The 17,691-nt window shown below is 57.1% G+C and carries 15 protein-coding genes and 1 pseudogene; 8 read left to right on the top strand and 8 right to left on the bottom strand.

Annotation, left to right across the window (positions count from 1 at the left end; genetic code table 11):
* Positions 1 to 98: 98 nt before the first annotated feature.
* From KT71_RS19690 to KT71_RS09800, 6 genes and pseudogenes are all read right to left on the bottom strand, one after another.
* Positions 99 to 1,195: pseudogene (locus tag KT71_RS19690) on the bottom strand (diguanylate cyclase); the annotation flags it as partial.
* A gap of 252 nt (positions 1,196 to 1,447) precedes the next feature.
* Entirely contained in the window at positions 1,448 to 1,666 is a 219-nt protein-coding gene (locus KT71_RS09820) for a hypothetical protein (RefSeq protein WP_008295564.1), read from the bottom strand.
* The gene (locus KT71_RS09815) at positions 1,663 to 3,390 is read right to left on the bottom strand and encodes a SulP family inorganic anion transporter (protein WP_008295565.1); all 1,728 of its coding nucleotides are present in this window, start codon (positions 3,388 to 3,390) and stop codon (positions 1,663 to 1,665) included. The genes KT71_RS09820 and KT71_RS09815 overlap by 4 nt, the downstream gene beginning before the upstream one ends.
* On the bottom strand, positions 3,387 to 5,078 hold the full coding sequence (locus KT71_RS09810; protein WP_008295566.1) for a bifunctional protein tyrosine phosphatase family protein/NAD(P)/FAD-dependent oxidoreductase: 1,692 nt from the start codon (positions 5,076 to 5,078) through the stop codon (positions 3,387 to 3,389). The genes KT71_RS09815 and KT71_RS09810 overlap by 4 nt, the downstream gene beginning before the upstream one ends.
* Positions 5,079 to 5,083: 5 nt before the next feature.
* Positions 5,084 to 5,986, bottom strand: coding sequence for an MBL fold metallo-hydrolase (locus KT71_RS09805; RefSeq protein WP_008295568.1), 903 nt, complete (start codon positions 5,984 to 5,986; stop codon positions 5,084 to 5,086).
* Positions 5,987 to 6,097: 111 nt separating this feature from the next.
* The gene (locus KT71_RS09800) at positions 6,098 to 6,568 is read right to left on the bottom strand and encodes a GNAT family N-acetyltransferase (protein ID WP_008295569.1); all 471 of its coding nucleotides are present in this window, start codon (positions 6,566 to 6,568) and stop codon (positions 6,098 to 6,100) included.
* Positions 6,569 to 6,809: 241 nt separating this feature from the next.
* Between KT71_RS09800 and KT71_RS09795 the strand changes: the two genes are divergently transcribed.
* The 6 genes from KT71_RS09795 to KT71_RS09770 all read left to right on the top strand — a co-directional run bounded on the left by KT71_RS09795 (position 6,810) and on the right by KT71_RS09770 (position 14,701).
* Complete coding sequence (locus KT71_RS09795) at positions 6,810 to 7,955, top strand: acetyl-CoA C-acyltransferase (protein ID WP_008295570.1); 1,146 nt, start codon at positions 6,810 to 6,812, stop codon at positions 7,953 to 7,955.
* 8 nt (positions 7,956 to 7,963) lie between these two features.
* Complete coding sequence (paaN, locus tag KT71_RS09790) at positions 7,964 to 9,742, top strand: phenylacetic acid degradation protein PaaN (protein ID WP_023659550.1); 1,779 nt, start codon at positions 7,964 to 7,966, stop codon at positions 9,740 to 9,742.
* Positions 9,739 to 10,965 (top strand): thiolase family protein, encoded by a 1,227-nt coding sequence (locus KT71_RS09785; RefSeq protein ID WP_008295572.1) that lies wholly within the window; start codon positions 9,739 to 9,741, stop codon positions 10,963 to 10,965. The genes paaN and KT71_RS09785 overlap by 4 nt, the downstream gene beginning before the upstream one ends.
* Positions 10,962 to 11,891: an NAD(P)H-dependent flavin oxidoreductase gene (locus KT71_RS09780; RefSeq protein ID WP_023659549.1), complete on the top strand. Its 930-nt coding sequence runs from the start codon at positions 10,962 to 10,964 to the stop codon at positions 11,889 to 11,891. Before KT71_RS09785 ends, KT71_RS09780 begins: the two co-directional genes overlap by 4 nt.
* Positions 11,892 to 11,950: 59 nt before the next feature.
* The gene (locus KT71_RS09775) at positions 11,951 to 13,135 is read left to right on the top strand and encodes a CaiB/BaiF CoA transferase family protein (protein WP_008295574.1); all 1,185 of its coding nucleotides are present in this window, start codon (positions 11,951 to 11,953) and stop codon (positions 13,133 to 13,135) included.
* A gap of 102 nt (positions 13,136 to 13,237) precedes the next feature.
* Positions 13,238 to 14,701, top strand: coding sequence for a carotenoid oxygenase family protein (locus tag KT71_RS09770; protein WP_008295575.1), 1,464 nt, complete (start codon positions 13,238 to 13,240; stop codon positions 14,699 to 14,701).
* A gap of 8 nt (positions 14,702 to 14,709) precedes the next feature.
* Here the strand turns inward: KT71_RS09770 and KT71_RS09765 are convergent, their stop codons facing one another.
* Positions 14,710 to 15,648 carry a winged helix-turn-helix transcriptional regulator gene (locus KT71_RS09765; protein ID WP_008295576.1) on the bottom strand — a complete coding sequence of 313 codons (939 nt, stop codon included), beginning with the start codon at positions 15,646 to 15,648 and terminating at the stop codon, positions 14,710 to 14,712.
* A 204-nt stretch (positions 15,649 to 15,852) separates the two neighbouring features.
* Here KT71_RS09765 and KT71_RS09760 point away from each other — a divergent pair, with 204 nt between their 5' ends.
* On the top strand, positions 15,853 to 16,392 hold the full coding sequence (locus KT71_RS09760; RefSeq protein WP_008295577.1) for a GNAT family N-acetyltransferase: 540 nt from the start codon (positions 15,853 to 15,855) through the stop codon (positions 16,390 to 16,392).
* Positions 16,393 to 16,522: 130 nt separating this feature from the next.
* Here KT71_RS09760 and KT71_RS09755 read toward each other — a convergent pair whose 3' ends face one another.
* Positions 16,523 to 17,041, bottom strand: coding sequence for a hypothetical protein (locus KT71_RS09755; RefSeq protein WP_008295578.1), 519 nt, complete (start codon positions 17,039 to 17,041; stop codon positions 16,523 to 16,525).
* Between the two features lie 332 nt (positions 17,042 to 17,373).
* On the opposite strand from KT71_RS09755, the gene KT71_RS09750 reads away from it, so the two are divergent.
* Positions 17,374 to 17,688: a hypothetical protein gene (locus KT71_RS09750; protein WP_008295579.1), complete on the top strand. Its 315-nt coding sequence runs from the start codon at positions 17,374 to 17,376 to the stop codon at positions 17,686 to 17,688.
* Positions 17,689 to 17,691 lie beyond the last annotated feature (3 nt).

Here is a 17,691-nt window from a genome sequence, read left to right as displayed (position 1 = left end):
ACAGTAATACCTCACAGTAATAGCTAACAGGACCGCCAGCAGTTACGACCGCTATGCTTGGCACTGTAGAGCGCCGCATCCGCTCGCTGTATTGCATGATCAAGGGATTCGTCATCATCTCTTAACTGGGCGACGCCTATGCTTGCGGTGATTTTTCTGTCTCCAAGTTTCGGAATTTCTCTGTCGGCAATCATCGACCTGATGTGTTCAGCCTTTTCCTGCCCCGTTCCAGATCAGTGTGGTCAAGAATCAGCAGGAACTCTTCGCCACCGTACCGTACGACAAAGTCACTGACTCTGGTTTCTTCGCGAAGCAAAACGCCGATCTCCGCCAGAACAGCATCGCCGGCTGCGTGACCGAAAGAGTCGTTCACAGTTTTAAAATGGTCAACATCAATCATCAGAATAGACAAATCATGTTTATGACGATGAGCGGAGCCCAATAGTTTTGGTGCCATTGTTCTCAGATAGCGACGATTGTTAAGACCCGTCAAACTGTCAGTCACGGAGTCGAGATAGGCTTTTTCTTTTGCCTCGTTAGCTTCCTCCGCAGACGTTACAAGATCGCTCGCGGCGCTGTAAAACCTGGCACCGAGTTCGTTGTAGGCCTCGGCAAGATCACCAATTTCATCTTTGGACTCTATGTCCACAGGTGCAAATGTATCGCTGAGTCGGTGATGGCGTACGGCCGCGGTGAGTCGCGTAAGCGGCTCTACCACAAACTTGCGCACGCGATAGTAGGTCACCATCATAGCGGCGGCAAAAATAGCTGCTTCGGCAAACAGCAGGACAAAAATTAGTCGCTGTAGTGACGAGAGATCCTTTTGACGTTCAATGGCAAATCCCTCCAGTGTAGATTCCAGATCTGCAATGTCCCGCCGAAGCGCTTCCATAAACTGTTTGCCAATATCGCTATTCACGATTTCGAGCGCACTGTCTTTGTCACCTTCGCGATAGAGACTCACGGTCTCTTTTAACTCCATCAGCTTTTTCTTCGTCAGATCTTCGATTCTGTCAATGAGCTGAAGTGAACGCGGAGTGTCCCGCCCGAGACGCTTAAGTTTCTCCAGATCCACCAGGACGGCAGCTGATCCAGAGTAATACGATTCCAAATAGCTCTCTTTCCCCGTAAGTATGTACCCCCGCTGTCCGGTCTCAGCGTCAACAACTGAAATCAACAGGTGGTTAGCCAGCATGGTGAGGTCCACCATGGCGTTGATCTTGGTAATGGACTTGGCGGAGTCGATCGACAAAAGGAGCACCCATCCCAAACTCATCGTAGTGACAAGAATGAGGACGGCAAAGAATGTCGTCAGCTTTGCGCCTAGCGAGAATCGATTTGGAGAAATAAGTCGCTCCTGACCGTGGCCTTAATTAAAGCTATGTAGATGTCAATGCAACTAGCGTCTTGCGGCCCTCAGCATTTGGTTTATGTCACGTCAGTGAGATCAGCGCAAGGTGTCGAGATTCTCGCAGAGCTTGCGCTGCAACATCGCCCGATTCGCCAGGGCATCCTGATCTTTGTCGTCACCAAGAATGGCGGCGCTCACGTCATTCTGCGGGTTCAGACAGGGGTCGTCCTGGGATGGCGCAAGGGTAAGAAAGTAAGCGAGCACCGCGATGCCAAGGACAATCAGCAGCGACAGAATCTGCAATGCGCGACTCATGAACAGACGGCTGGCTTGAGAGCCTCGCAGGCCTGATGCTGGGTAAGAAACACCTGCCCCGACAGATGTTCAAGAAAGTCCGTGCGCTCCAAGGCATCCATCACCGGTCCTTTTACCTCGCTTAAATGAAGCATTATCCCCTGTTCTTTCAGTCGCAGGGTAACGGCCTCGAGGGCCTCCAGGGCACTCAGATCAATAGCGTTGACGGCGGTGCACTGGAGGACAATATGCTTCAAATCCGCGTCATGCTCTGCGATCACAGCATAGATGGCACTTTCCATGTAGCCGGCGTTCGCAAAATACAGGCTTTCGTCGATGCGCAGGGACACAATACTGGGATGGGTAATCACATCGTGCCTGTTCACGTTGCGAAAGTGCTCGGTCCCTGGCACCTCACCTACGATGGCGATATGTGGCTGCGAGGTCTTGTGCAGATGCAGGCTGATGGATGCCACGATGCCCGCCAAAACACCTAACTCAACACCCAGAAACAGCGTGCTGACAATCGTGACCATAACGGCGGTGAAATCGCTTTTAGAGTAATTCCAGGCGACTTTGATTAGCCCGAAGTCGATGAGAGAAGTGACCGCAACGATGATCGTCGCGGCCAGGGTGGCTTTGGGCAGAAAATACAACACCGGTGTGAGGAGGAGGGCAGCTGCCGCAATACCCACAGCGGTCAATACACTCGCCAGTTGTGTCTGGGCACCGGCGTCAAAGTTTACGACGGAACGCGAGAACCCACCGGTCACGGGAAAGCCTCCGGACACGGCCGACGCAACATTGGCAGCTCCCAGAGCCACGAGTTCCTGATTCGCATCGATGCGTTGCCGGCGCTTGGCGGCGAGCGTCTTACCCACCGATACGGATTCCACAAAACCAATCACACTGATGAGCAGTGCGGATACGGCCAGCTCGGACCAAAGCTCAAAGTCCATCGCCGGCAGGCTGAATGCCGGGAGGCCCTGGGGCACGACGCCCACGAGGGCGACCCCCAGGTCTTCATAAGCAAAGATTACGCTTGCCAGTGTCGTCGCAATAATCACAATTACCGGACCTGCTTTTGCGAGCATCGACGCCGCGCCTGCGCTCAATCCAAAACTGCGAAGGAGCGGCGCCAGCCCCGAGCGCACCCAGAAGAGGAACACGAGCGCTGCAAGTCCGGTGATGGTGGTCACGGTGTTGAACTGCGGCAGGTGCGCGAAGAGAGTGCTTAACAGTGTTGGCAGTGTCTCTCCGTGAGCATCAATCCCAAAGATGTGCCGCAGCTGCGATAGGGCGATGATGATACCGGAGGCGGTGATAAATCCCGAGACCACGGGGTGGGAGAGGAGGTTGGCAAGATAACCAAACCGCAAAAACCCCATGCCGATGAGCATCATGCCGGATAACAAGGCCATGGCTATGGCTGCCGATGCGTAGCCGAGGCTGCCGGTGGCTGCGATCTTGCCGACGGCGGTCGCCGTCATTAAGGACACAACGGCGACGGGCCCTACAGAGAGGGTGCGACTGCTACCGAAAAGCGCATAGGCCAGCAGGGGCAGAATGCTGGCATACAGTCCCATCTCCGCAGGAAGGCCCGCCAGCAGCGCATAGGCCAGGGACTGCGGAATCAGCATGATCGTGACGATCACGGCGGCAAGACTATCGCTTGCCAGGGCCTCTCGATTGTAGCTAGCCAGCCAATCCAGGGGCGGCAGCAGATTGCGAAGCCATGGCTTCATGCGTCGGCCTTGCTGCGCTCCGGATTAACCATCCACTCTTTACCCTTGAGCATCGCCTTCCAGTAAATCGGCGGCAGGATCTGCTCCTTGAGAATCCAGGCGAGGCGCGTCGGGCGCTGCCCGTTGAGCAGCCATCGCGGAAAACTCGGCAGCAGCTTGCCGCCATAACCAAACTCCGCAAGGACAATCTTGCCGCGCTCCACGGTGAGGGGGCAGGAGCCGTAACCGTTGTAATGAGCAACGCCGGATACCCGATCCATGTCGTGCAGAAGGTTGTTGGCGACGATGGGGGCCTGCATGCGCGCAGCGGCGGCGGTTTTGGCATTGGGAGCGTTCATGGCGTCCCCCAGGCTCCAGATATTGGCGTAGCGCTTGTGCTGAAGGGTGTTCTGGTCCACGTCAATCCAGCCTGCATCATCGGCCAAGGGGCTCTGGCGGACAAAGTCGGGGGCGGTTTGCGGTGGGCAGACATGAATCATGTCAAAGTCAGAACTCACCTCAACGGTGTCACCATTATCATCCTGAGTGGCAAACCAGGCGGTTTTGGATTCTCCGTCAATCCGTGTCAGGCGATGACCGAAGTTGAGTGTTGCCTGATAGCGCTCAATATATTCCATGAGTGCCGGTACATATTCTTTCACCCCAAAGAGGACCGGCCCGGCGTTAAAAAAGCTGATATCTATATTGTTCAGCACGCCTCGACGTCGCCAGTGATCACCCGACAGATACAGCGCTTTTTGCGGTGCGCCGGCACATTTAATAGGCATTGGTGGCTGGGTGAATAGCGCCTTACCTTCCTGAAGACTGCTCACGAGCTCCCAGGTGTAGGGCGCCAGATCATAGCGGTAGTTGGACGTCACGCCATTGCGGCCCAGGGTTTCAACAAGGCCGTCAATACCGTGCCAGTCCAACTTGATACCCGGCGCCACGATCAGCCGGTCGTAGTGAATCGGGTGACTGTCCTCGAGCAACACCCGATTGTTGTCCGGCTCAAAGTTACCCACGGCAGCCTTTATCCACCGAACGCCCTCGGGGATAAGGGACGCCATGGTCTTGACCGTATCTGCCTGTCGAAAGATGCCGCCACCGACCATGGTCCAGCCCGGCTGGTAGTAGTGAACCTCGGCCGGGTCGATGATAGCGATAGACAGGGCCTGCGTCCGTGACATAAGACTCGACGCGACAGAGATACCCGCAGCGCCAGCGCCCACGATAAGGACGTCGTAATAGTCCTTTGCCTTGATCGTCTCATCCGCCCGGGATTCGACAACCGGAGCGCTCCCCAGCGCATCAGTGAGGTCGTAGCCACAGGCCTTAGCGCGTTCGAGGAGTTCATCGTCGGCAACACCCTGGGCACGCTGATGAAGACTCCAAAGGGTTATGGATCGTGTCCCTGTGCGACAGAAGGCGTGCACCGGGGCTTCCATCTGCGACAGGGCACTGGAAAAGTCCGCAACATCGGCTGGCGTGAATTTACCGGACACGATGGGCACATAGGCGATTTTGAGCCCGGCGCCCTCTGCAGCTGTGCGGATCTCAGTGATCGTGGGCTGATCATTGGCTTCGCCGTCGGGACGGTTGCAGATCAAGGACTTTACGCCGGCCTCCACGAGGGTGGGGATATCCGCAGCCGTAACCTGCGTCGACACCGAGAAGGATTCGCTGACGGGGATTAGCTGAAGGCTCATTTTTGTTATTCCTTTGCTGCAAGATTCGAAAGGTCGGGACCGCCAAATGCATTCAGCGGCAGCTTTAAAAAGAAACGCTCATTACTTTCCGGCGGTGGTACATGTCCTGCGCGCATGTTGACCTGCAGGGAGGGCAGAATCAGATTGGGCATGCCGAGGGTCTCGTCACGTGCTTCACGCATGGCCACAAATTCGCTTTCACTGATGCCTTCTTTGACATGAATGTTCGCCGCGTTTTCTGCGGCGACGGTGGTCTCGAAGGCCAGCTCACGATCGTTGGGCATGTAGTCATGGCAGACAAAGATGCGTGTTTCCGGGGGCAGCGCGAGAATGCGTTTGATGGAGCGGAACAGGGTGGCCGCATCACCGCCGGGGAAGTCGCAGCGGGCCGTGCCAAAGTCCGGCATGAAGAGGGTGTCACCGACGAAAGCCGCATCCCCTAAAACATAGGCCATGCAAGCGGGCGTGTGTCCCGGCGTATGCATGGCATAGCCCTCCAGAGAGCCCACGTTGATGCTATCGCCCTCCGAGAGGAGAACGTCGAACTGCGAACCGTCGCGCTGGAATCCAGCGTCGGCATTGAACACCTCACCGAAAACATTCTGTACCGTTTTGATGGCCGATCCGATAGCAATCTTACCGCCGAGCTTTTGCTGGAGGTAAGGGGCCGCAGACAGGTGATCGGCGTGCACGTGGGTTTCGAGGATCCACTCCACCGAGAGGCCTTTTTCCTCGACATGCGCAATGATGGCGTCCGCACCCTCGTAGCTGACGGTACCTGAGGGATAGTCTAGGTTCAGTACGCTATCCACAATCGCACAGGCATTACTGTCGGGATCTTTCACAATGTAGGACAAGGTGTTCGTAGGAGCATCAAAAAAGTGGGTGACGTCTGCAACGGTAGTCATAGCTATGATTCCTTCGCTATATAATCAAAAGATATATACATATAACCAAAGTATAGCGCAGTTTCCCTGCAAAACATTGATCTGTGTCGCCTTTTGTTTGGATCGTATTTTTTACAGTCTCTTTGAGGTTTCGATCATCAGGGCCATATCGACGCGATGCATGCCAGGCCCCCAGCCATTCGTCACACGACCGCGCTCAAGGGCGCCGAACCGCTGAAAAAACGGCGCCGACAGATGGCTGGCGGCGATATTTAGGACCTTGCCGCCAAGGGCGCGGGCTTCCTCCACAGCGCGCTCCATAAAAAGGGCACCCAGACCCATGCCCTGGGCGTCGGGCGCGAGCAGTATCCAGTTAATGGCAACACGTTCACCCCGACGGAACACCCCGTAAGCGCCGATCACACGCCCGGCTGCCGTCGCCACCTGGTAAGACTCGGGAGACTCGTCGAGAAACAGCACGTAGTCCTCACGCTCGTTAGGGGCAAAAAACGCGGGACAGTTTGCGTCAAAGAGCGCCAGACAGGCTTCTCGATCGCTACGGCGACAGGGACGCAGACAAATGTCATGGGGCTGAAAGCTCATAGTGACAGTATCTGCCCGACCTCAGGATCAAAGCAACAAGAGCTGCGGGCCGGGGAAGGTGTTCAAGTTTTAGGAAAATGGACCCATGGGCACCGAGAACAAGCCCGAACGCGGGCCCTAATACTTGTATAAACGTACCTGCCTGTGTGAGACTCAAATGGCAATTTTGTAGCGTGCCTTTGGCCAGAAAGCGCCCGACCGGCGATCAGGCACCCCGATAAAATTAACGAGAAGATCGACTATGGCGGTTATCTACGATGCTGTGCGCACACCCCGCGGCAAAGGCAAGGCGGAGGGCGGGCTGGCCGCCAAAAAACCCGATGAACTGGTCGCTGCCCTCGCCGAGGCCCTGTCAGAGCGAGGAGCCGGCGCCTTAAGCCCCGATGCCTTGATTCTTGGAGCGGTGGGGCAGGTCGGTGCCCAGGGTGGCAATATCGCACTGGTATCAAAGTTCCGCGCGGCTTTGCCCGACAGCACCGCCGCGGTCGCCATTAACAACTTCTGCGTATCCGGTCTTACGGCCATGGGCCAGGCTCATGCCATGGTTGACGCGGGGCAGGCTGATGCTGTGCTCGCCGGCGGTGTCGAGATGATGTCCCGGGTCCCTTTTATGGCCGACAAGGCGGATTTCTATACGGACGGCACCTTGCCTCTTCGCAGCCGTTATCTCCTGGTGGCCCTGGCTGCCGATCGCCTCGCTGAGGATCAGAACATCAGCCGGGAAGCGCTGGATGCGGCAGCGCTGACGTCACAGAAACGCGCGGCGGCGGCAGAAGGCACGGCGCTGGTCGCCTCGCGCATTGCCGTAAACGGCTTGGACCGCGAGGAATGCCTGCGCGTGGGTACCGCCGAATCCCTCGCCGCGATGGAGCCGGCCTTCGGGGCAGCTGCCGCTCATTACAGAGGCATCCTTGGCCGCGATATTGATCACCGGCATACCATCGCCCACGCGCCGCCCATCGCCGACGGCGCCGGCCTGGCGTTGATAGCCGCAGAAGGGGCGATTGATGCGAGGCCCCGGGCGCGGATTATCGCCAGCGCAGAAGTCGGTGGTGATCCCGCAGAGTCCCTGACCGCCAGCTTTGCCGCCCTCGACAAAGTGCTCCAGCGCGCAGACCTTTCATTGGACGACATGGATCGCATTGAGTTTATGGAGGCCTTTGCCGTCAGCATTGTGCAGTTTCTGCGGGACCGGGATGTCTCGCCGGAGCGCGTGAATGTGAGCGGCGGTCATTTGGCCAAGGGACACCCCCTCGGCGCCTCCGGCGCAATTCTTCTGTCCACACTGCTGGATGCTCTGGATGAGGCTGAGGGCCGTTACGGACTCGTGGTCGCTGCAGGCGCCTCCGGTGCAGGCAGCGCAATCATTGTAGAGCGCCTGGGATAGGACTGCTGATGACACACGCAACACCTGGCAAACCGACAATGGCAAAGCCAACGATAAGCGCACCGCAGCGGGCGCTGGTCGAAAAACACGCCGCCACCCTGGACGCCGCCATGGACGCGGTCATGAGTAGAAAAAGCTGGAGTCCTTTTAAAGATTCCCCGTCCTCCAAAATTCATGGCGAAGAGAAACCACCTGCCGGCAAAGCGGCCTTTGAGGCGCGCTTGAATCAACGCTTTGACATCGATCTCCCGGGCATCACCGGCTGGTCAGGGGAGGAGGTCTCACCCTTTACCCGGGAGCCCCTGGGAATCACCTATCCGCTCTGTGAGCCCGAGGCGCTCATTGCCTCGGCCAAGACAGCCATGGCCGACTGGTCCAAAGCGTCCCCGGGATTACGCATTGCGCTGTGCCTTGAAGTGGCCGAACAGCTGTATGACAACAATTTCGAAATGGCCCATGCCGTGATGCATGTGGCCGGGCAAAGCTACACGCAGGCCTTTAGTGGCTCCGGCCCGAATGCCCTTGACCGCGGCATCGAGGCCCTTGCTTACGCCGCCATGGCCATGGACAAGGTTACCCCCGCCGCCGAGTACCACCGGCAGTTTGGTCGCGATCAGGTCGCCCTTGAAAAAACCTACACACTTGTCCCCCGGGGCGTGGGACTGGTGATCTGCTGCGCTTCTTTCCCGACCTGGAATGCCTATCCGGCAATGTTCGCGAGTCTGGCCACGGGGAACCCGGTTATCGTCAAACCCCACCCCATCGCTATTTTGCCCATGGCCATTGTCGTTGAGCGCTGTCGGGCCGTGCTCTCAGCCTTTGGCTTTGACCCCAATCTTGTCACCCTGGCCGCAGACACCATCGCCGAGCCGATCGCGGGGCACTATGTTGACCACCCCGATGTGCAGATCATCGACTTCACCGGCAGCCCGCGCTACGGCAGCCACCTCGAGAAGACCGTCACGGGCAAACAGCTGTTTACGGAGACCGCTGGTGTGAACAGCGTTGTGGTGGAGTCCGTAGATGATCTCGTGGCATCCATGCGGGCCATTGCGCGCGCATCCAGCTTGTTCTCGGCACAAATGTGCACCAGTCCCCAGGTGGTCTTCGTGCCCAAAGACGGCATTCAAACCCGGGACGGACATGCAAGCTTCGATGCCGTGGCGCAGTGCATCGTGGATGAGATTGATGCCCTGGCAGCCAATCCCAAGGTGGCGGCGGGGATCATGGGGGCGGTACAGGCGCAGCTCAGCCTGGACGTTGTTACCGAGGCCTCGCAGATGGCGGGGGGCGAGGGCTTACGCATTCTCCGTGAAGGGGAGGCCTATGCGCATCCGGACTTCCCGAAAGCACTAACACGCACCATGATGGTCATCGCCGGAGATTCATCACATCAGGCGATGTATGCCGAGGAGCGTTTCGGTCCCGTACTCTTCGTCGTGGCAACGGACAGCGCCGATGCTGCCGCCCAAGAGGCAACGGAGCTTGCACGTACTCGCGGCACGATCTCCTGTTACATGTACTCCACGGATGAAGACTTTATTGATCGATGGGTGGATGTTTACGCCGCGGTGGGCGCAAACCTGAGCATCAATCTCACGGGCGCCATGTGGATCAACTTTGCCGCCGCTTATAGCGATTATCACGTCACCGGCTTGAACCCTGCGGGCAATGCCTGCCTTGCGGATCTCTCCTTTGTGGCCTCACGGTTTCGTATTGCCCAGCGCCGGCGCCCCATAGTGACACCCTTGTCGGGCAGCGCGGAAAAAACGGCAAGCACCGGATGAGTGGGGATGTTTACGTCATCGGTGCGTCCATGACGCCCTTCGGCAAGCGTTTGGATGAAACGGTAAAAACCCTCACGGCAAGCGCCGTTGCTGCGGCACTCTCCGATGCCGGACTTCAAACCCGGGATATCCAGTCCGCGTGGTTTTCCAACACCCGGCAACCGATGCTCGAAGGACAGAACACCATACGAGGACAGATCGCCCTGCGGGCGGCGGGCATCGAGGGCATCCCGATCATCAATGTCGAAAATGCCTGCGCCTCCGGCTCCACGGCCGCGCATCAGGCCATGACGGCGATCCGTGCGGGTATGGTCGACATTGCCCTGGTCGTTGGTGCAGAAAAAATGGTCTACAAGGATCGGCCCGAAAAGGTGGCAGCCGCCTTTGCCGGAGGCACGGACATCCACGACCGGCAGAGCGTCCTTGACTACATTGTTGCCATGGGTGGCGAAACCCCCGGCCCGGACCGCAGCCTGTTTATGGATCTCTATGCGGCGCAAGCCAAGGTCCACATGGAGCGCTTTGGCACGACGGTTGAGGACTTTGCGCGGGTGGCTTCAAACACCCACGGCCATGGCCAGCACAATCTCAATGCTCAATACCACACGCCGTTTACCGTCGCCGAGGTGTTGGCAGACAAACCCATCGTGGACCCGTTTACCCGCGCCATGTGCGCCCCGGTCAGTGATGGCGCCGCGGCACTGGTACTGTGCAATGAAGCGGCGGCCAGGCGGCTCGGAATATCCCGGGCCATCCGCCTCCGCTCCATTGCGCTGCTAAGTACCCAGTCACGGGACAAGTTGGATTATGAAAACCACATCGGACGCCGCGCCGCGACCGCAGCATACAACGAGGCGTCCATCGACCCCCGGGATATTGATGTGGTCGAGGTTCACGATGCGACAGCGTTCTCGACGGTGCAACAAATCGAAAACCTCGGTCTTTGTAACCCCGGAGAAGTTGGCAGGCGGTTGCGGGATGGAGATTTCGCCCTGGGCGGCAGGACCCCGGTGAATCCGTCGGGCGGACTTCTCGCCAAGGGGCACCCCGTGGGTGCCACGGGCGTTGCGCAGCTCTATGAACTGGTGACCCAGCTCCGCGGGGAAGCAGACGCGCGACAGGTGACTGGCGCCCGGATTGGCGTTGCCGAAAACGGTGGAGGATTCCTGGGCGTGGAGGAAGGTGTCACGACCGTCGCAGTACTGGAACGGGTAACGCAATGACCTCAGACCCTTTTCAAAAACTCCGTCTGCCGGTTTTCTGTGCGCCGATGTTTCTCGTGTCCGGACCGGAGATGGTCATCGCCGCCTGCAAGGCGGGCATAGCGGGCTCCTTTCCATCAACCAACACGCGAAGCATCGAGGAACTGGAGCAATGGATGGCCCGGATCTGCGAGGCCCGATCAGACGCAGATGCGCCCTGGGTGATGAACCTCATTACCCACTCGTCCTATACGCGACTCGATGAAGAGCTGGAGCTTGTGGCGAAATACAAACCTGCGGCGGTCATTACCGCCCTGGGATCACCCAAGCCCGTCATGAGTACCGTAAAAGCCTATGGTGGTCTCGTATTCGCCGACGTCATCAACCTCAAGCTTGCGAGAAAAGCGGCAGAGGCGGGTGTCGACGGCCTGGCGTGCATCAGCGCCGGTGCCGGCGGGCACACGGGAGAGCTGTCACCCTTCGCCTTCATATCCGCCGTCCGCGAGTTTTTTGACGGATACATCGCCGTGGGGGGAGGGATCTGCGATGGAGCGGGGGTGGCCGGCGCCATTGCCGCTGGCGCTGATTATGTCTACATGGGTACGCGATTCCTGCCTACGCGGGAGAGCATGGCCCACGAGGCATACAAGGAAATGATAATCGCCGCAGATTCCGAGGATCTGGTGGTATCCGCGGCGATTACCGGCACCAGGGCCTCATGGTTAAAAGCCAGCGTCGCAAAGGCCGGTATCGACCTTGATAATGCCGGCAGTATGCCCCGGGATTATTCCGGCACGGAAGCCAGCAAGCGCTGGCGGGACATCTGGGCCGCGGGGCAGGGGGTGGGACGAAGCCGGCGTATTGAGGCTCTGGCTGACATTGTTGATGATCTGGAAACAGAATATCGCGACGCCATCGCCCGCTTTCAAAGACTCACCAAGGCCTGATTTTACGAGTTGATACAACCCGCATCGCAGACCTGAGAAACCGCTAAGGCATTAACAGCATGAAGCAAATACTCCACGGTATCCGGGTGCTGGATTTCGGCCGCTATATTGCCGGACCGTTTTGCGCGACTCTACTGGCAGACCTGGGTGCCGACGTTATCCGCATCGAAAAACCCCGAGGGGGCGAGGATCGCTACACAGTCCCCGTGAGTGACGACGGAGAGGGAGCTTACTATCTGCAGCTTGGTCGTAACAAACGGGGAATGACCCTGAACCCCACTACAGAGGAAGGCCGCGGAATTGTAAAGCGCCTCGTCGAGACCGCGGATGTCGTCGTAGCAAACCTGCCGTTTCCAGCCCTCAAAAAGCTGGGACTTGATTATGAAACACTCAAAGAGATCAAGCCCGATATCATCCTTACCACAGGTTCGGCCTTTGGATCGACGGGACCCTACGCGGCCCGTGGCGGCTTCGACACCGTCGCCCAGGCAATGTCCGGGAGTATGTATCTCAATGGCACCCCGGGTTCCCCGGGTAAATCTTTCGCCCCCTACGCTGATTTTGGCACCGCATCCCTCAGCGCCTTTGGCACGCTTGCAGCAATTCTCCACCGCAATAAAACCGGCGAAGGGCAGATGGTCGAGGGCTCGCTTCTTGGCACGGCCCTGACTTTCAACAATGCGGCGCTGATGGAAGAGGCGATACTCGAACAGGGCAGGGAGGGGACCGGTATGCGCGGTCAATACAACGCGCCGACAGATACCTTTGCCACCCGGGACGGCTGGGTGACGGTGCAAGTTGTGGGTGCCGGCCTGTTCAAGCGATGGGCGACGCTCATGGACGAGACGTCATGGCTTGAGGATCCGCGATTCGCCACGGATCAGTCCCGGGGGGACCACGGTGAAATCATCGGTGAACGTATGGCTGCCTGGTGTGCAGAGAGGAACTCCGAAGCGGTGTTAAGCGAGCTTGCCGCCGCAGGGATTCCCTGCGGTGAATTACTCAGTCCGAGAGAGACCCTGAATAACGAGCAGGTAGTGGACGCAGGTATGTTCCAGGCCGTGGACTACCCGGGTTTATCAAAACCCGCACCGATTGCTGACCATCCTCTTCGCTATTCCGCGACGCCAGCGGGAACCTTCCGTCGGGCGCCGCGCCTTGGCGAACACACTCAGGACATTCTGACGGAACTGGGATACGACGCTGACAGTATTTCAAAACTCCAGGCAGAGGGCGTTATCTAGCACGACGTAACCGTGCTTGATCTCCAGGCCTCTTGTGATGTCTAATCCCTTGCGTAAACATACTTACTTGCTGAGAGCCCTTTTGCTCCCGGGAGATGTGCGATGAATAAACCTCTGATCGACCATGATGCTCCTTTTGGCCACGCTCACGGCCCCCATCTCACGGGGTCCTTTGCCCCGGTCTCCGAGGAACTGGAACTGAGAGGTCTCGATGTCGAAGGCGAGATCCCCGCGGATCTCAACGGCGTGTATCTGCGCAACGGCCCCAATCCGCGCTTCGAACCCAAAGGCGCACATCACGTCTTTGACGGTGACGGGATGATTCACGCCGGTGAGTTTCGCAATGGGCAATTTACCTATCGCAATCGCTACATACAGACCCAGGACTCCCTGAAAAACCTCGATGCGGGCAAGGAAACCTTCTGGGGGGTGCGTAATTCCGAAAAGGGCAGTGCCGATAAACCCATGGCCGATGTGTCCAACACCGACGTTATTGGACATGGCGGTAAAGCACTCACCAGCTGGTACCTCGCAGGGATTCCCCACATTGTGGACCCCGTGACCCTCGAAACCGTGAGAGCTGCGCCGGAATACGTGAGTGGTCTGGGCAATGGGATGTCCGCGCATCCCAAGGTGGATGAGCACACGGGCGACCTGATGTATTTTGATTACTACACCGAAAAACCGCATATGAGCTACGGCGTGGTAGATGCACAGGGCAAGCTGGTACACCACGTCCCCGTTGAGTTACCCGGCGACCGCCTGATGCACGACATGGGTATTACGGAGAATTACTCAATTCTCCACGATGTCCCGGTTTATCACGACGAGGAGGCGCTTAAGGCCGGTCGGCACAAGATCGTTTTTAACAGTGATCTCAAAATGCGCTTTGGCGTCATCCCGCGATTTGGTGCACCGGAGAGTATTCAGTGGTTTGAGTTCTCCTCCTGCTTTTTGTATCACGTCGTCAATTGCTGGGAAGAGGGCGATGAAGTCATTCAAATCGCCTGTCGCTATATGCCCGCGCAGAACCCCGATGGCAGTATCGATGAAGGTCGCACGGCAAAAATGATTGGCGGACTCATGATGGATGCGCGGCTTTGGCGCTACAGCATGAACCTGAAGACCGGCGAAACAACCGAGCGCTGTCTGAACCCCGATTACAACATTGAGTTCCCCAGCTATAACAGCGCTCTCACGGGCAGACCCACGCGCTGGGGGTACTTCATCGATCACCACCCCACGGATTTTCGCTGGGTGGGCGTTCGCAAGATGAATCTTGAAACCGGAGAGAGCGCGGGCGCCTGGTCCGACGATGTCGATCATTGCTGGTACAGCGAACCGTGGTTCGCACCAGCAGACAATCCAAAAAGTGAAGATCACGGATACCTTGTGGTGTTCTGCTGGAATGATGACACCCGGGTGCAGGAATTACAGGTGTTTGATGCTCAGCGGATCGACGACGGTCCCGTTGCCCGTATCAAGATACCCCGGCGTATTCCTCTGGGGTTCCATGGCTGCTGGATGAAACCCGAACAGATAGACGGCTGGGAAAACGCTGCCTGAGTTTGAGTTTAGCCAGGCCCCTGGCCAATGAGTTCGTAGTGCGTGTCGTGGGGTTGGACCTCCTGATCACAGGCGGAGCAGGCCATCTCGATCTCCAGGGCGTTTCCGCAGGGTGTGTGCGTCAGCAGTAACGGGGGGCCCTCAGCGGCCGGCAGCCATTTATCGCCCCATGCAAGCAAGGTCAGAATAATAGGGTAGATGTCCCGCCCTTTCTCCGTCAGCTTGTATTCGATCTGCCGCGTGTCGCCGGGCACGCTCTCGGCATAAATTACCGCCTTTTCGCTCAGCTCTGAGAGGCGCTCCGAGAGGATGTTTGTCGCCATGGCAGTGTCTTCGAGAATCCTCTGAAACTGGTTAATGCCGACAAACATCGACCGCAGAATCAGCGTCGACCAGCGATCACCCACAATGCGCACCACATCGTCCATCAAATCGTTAACCGGTACCGCACTTTGCCTCCGTCGCCTGCTGTAGTCTGACTCGGTAACGCCCTCGCCAGGCCCCACAGCCCAGCTGACATCCCGGGGACTGATGAGCTCCCGACAGCACTTGCAGACCGGCCGAGGCTCGGTGAGCTTGCCACAGGACCTGTGGACGAGTTCCACGGACAGGGCGCCGCTCTTTGCGCTCCAACGTCGCTCCCAGTGGAGCATCGCCAGGGCCATGGGGAAAAAATCCACAAAGCGCTGGGTGCCGCGATATTCAAAACGTTTGGGAGTATCGCTATAGGCGACTTTCACCAGACAGTCATTGTGAATCAGACGCTTGAGTCGATCACTGACAACGGTTTTCAGCAGCCCTGTTCGCTTGCAGAATTCATCAAAGCGCCGGGCGCCCAGCCAGTAACTTTCTAGTATGAGCAGAGTAGGGGTGTCGCCAATAATCTCCAGCGTCCGCCAGATTGAGCAGCTGCGGATCAGTTTGACATTGCCTGCGGCTTTTCCCACGGAGTTACTGTCCTGCTTTGTTGAGGGTGAAGCCAAGGACGTCGGCTTGCAGGTCCTAGATTAACATCCAGCCTTGGCATTCGCGGCGACCCTGGGGGAAGATAGTTGCCCCCGGGGCGCCCGGGTAGCCGACTGTCACGAGACGATAGGAAGCACGATAAGACGCACTATAGGGCAGCTGAATCTCTTTTTTCACGAGGGCTCATGATGCAGTTTTCTACTATCAGCCAAAACGATACGGACCTGATCGTTCAGCTGTATAAAGACAGCTTTAGCGAGGCAGAGGGGCCTGAAGAGGGCGCTGCCATAGCTAAGCTCGTGCGCTCACTGCTCGCTGAGGAGGAGCTTGAATCAATCATTGGTTTTGTGGCGGCTGATCAACAGGGCTTAGAGGCCGCGATCATCTTCAGTCCGCTCAGCTTTGCAAAGGGTGATGCCGGTTTTTTGTTATCCCCGGTGGCTGTGCGCAGTAAAACGCAGGGACAAGGCATAGGAAGCCGTCTTATCAGACATGGCCTTGAGGCCCTGAAAGCCCAGGGCCACGATATCGTGTTCACATACGGAGACCCCGCCTATTACTCGCGCTTTGGTTTTGTGGCCGTGAGTCACGAAAAAGTCGTCGCACCTTATCCCTTATCAATGCCCGTGGGCTGGCTAGCTGTATCACTCAAAGGAGACGACGTAACTAAACTCGAGGGGCGCTTGCAATGCGTCAGGGCCTTCGACAACCCGGACCTGTGGTGAATTCGCCATAGAGTTTGATTAGTACACAAAGCTGGATATGGAAAGGGGTTGATATCCGTCTAGTTGTAACAATGCATACAACAGGGTGTTTCCGTGGCCAATGACGCGTCCTCTCAACGTCGACCGCTCATCACGGCGCTCCAAGCCTGATGATTCTTACTACCTTCATGTCGCGGGCACCATCTTTGTCTTCGATTAAGCGCACACCCCCGCCGATCACCGCAGCTTTTCCACCAATCTCAACTACTGCTTGCGTACTCAACGCTTCGCGATCTTCACCAAGCCCAAGAAACCTGTAATCCAAGTTCACCAGAATTCTCCCATCATCCAACAACGACGGTCTTAGCGCGATTTCAAGCTCGCCACCCAGCACCTTGAGCGAGTGTTCGACCCTCCTGTCACGTGCAGTTATTAATGTGCTTGTAGACCGACTCCACGGTGTTGTGAGGACGGTATCCAAATCCAAGCCCTCTTGCTTATGCATAAGCGTCTTATTGGAGGTATCACATAATTCCTGTTCTGAAACTTCGGGAGCGCAGTAGAACTCCGCTATTTCCAAACTCAATCGAACGTTGTTATCGACATCGGCTGCACCGGCAATTCCAGACACTGTCCATACCAATGAAGCGATTAACTTGAGTTTTTTCATATCATCATCCCATCACTTGAAGCGTGGACACAGCCCGCATATCTGAGACGCCGCAATGCGCGTGGGGAGGGGCGGGCGTGCGCTTCGGTCGTACTGCCCTAAGCGTCGTCGACATACGAAATGTCACCTTTAGTGTAGCGAGTCACGTCGAATTCCGAGAAATACTTAGTACACTTCAAGTATGACCACGCTAACACCGCTTCGCCGGTTCTAGTTTATAAAAAAGACTAAAACGTTGAGGCGAATAAAGTTCCTTTACCTGTGAGTAGATAGCGACACAAAGAAGATTCAAAAGGGTATCGTGATAGCGTCGACTGAAAGAAGGCACCGAGATGAATAATGCAGAAGCCAGACAGGTGTATCAGGACATGAGACGTCGAGACGAGATTATCGTTGAAATCGAGGAGTTGCGACCTTCGGATAATCCGTTCATCCCAATCGTAGACATTCTGGTGGCTGTTGTTGTTTTTTTGTTTCTAACAGAAACAATTGACTTCGACATGACGCGAGAAACTGTTATGTCGATCACCTTGGGCGTCGCAATCTCTACGGCGCTGATCCTACGAGAAGCCAACCGGCGAACACATAAACGTATAGACGCGGTTTACAAGCTGATGAGGCTCTCAAGGGCTGAAGACAATGTGTAGCCC

This window comes from Congregibacter litoralis KT71 (assembly GCF_000153125.2).
Classification (GTDB): Bacteria; Pseudomonadota; Gammaproteobacteria; order Pseudomonadales; family Halieaceae; genus Congregibacter; species Congregibacter litoralis.
This window is presented reverse-complemented; position numbering and strand designations above follow the sequence as displayed.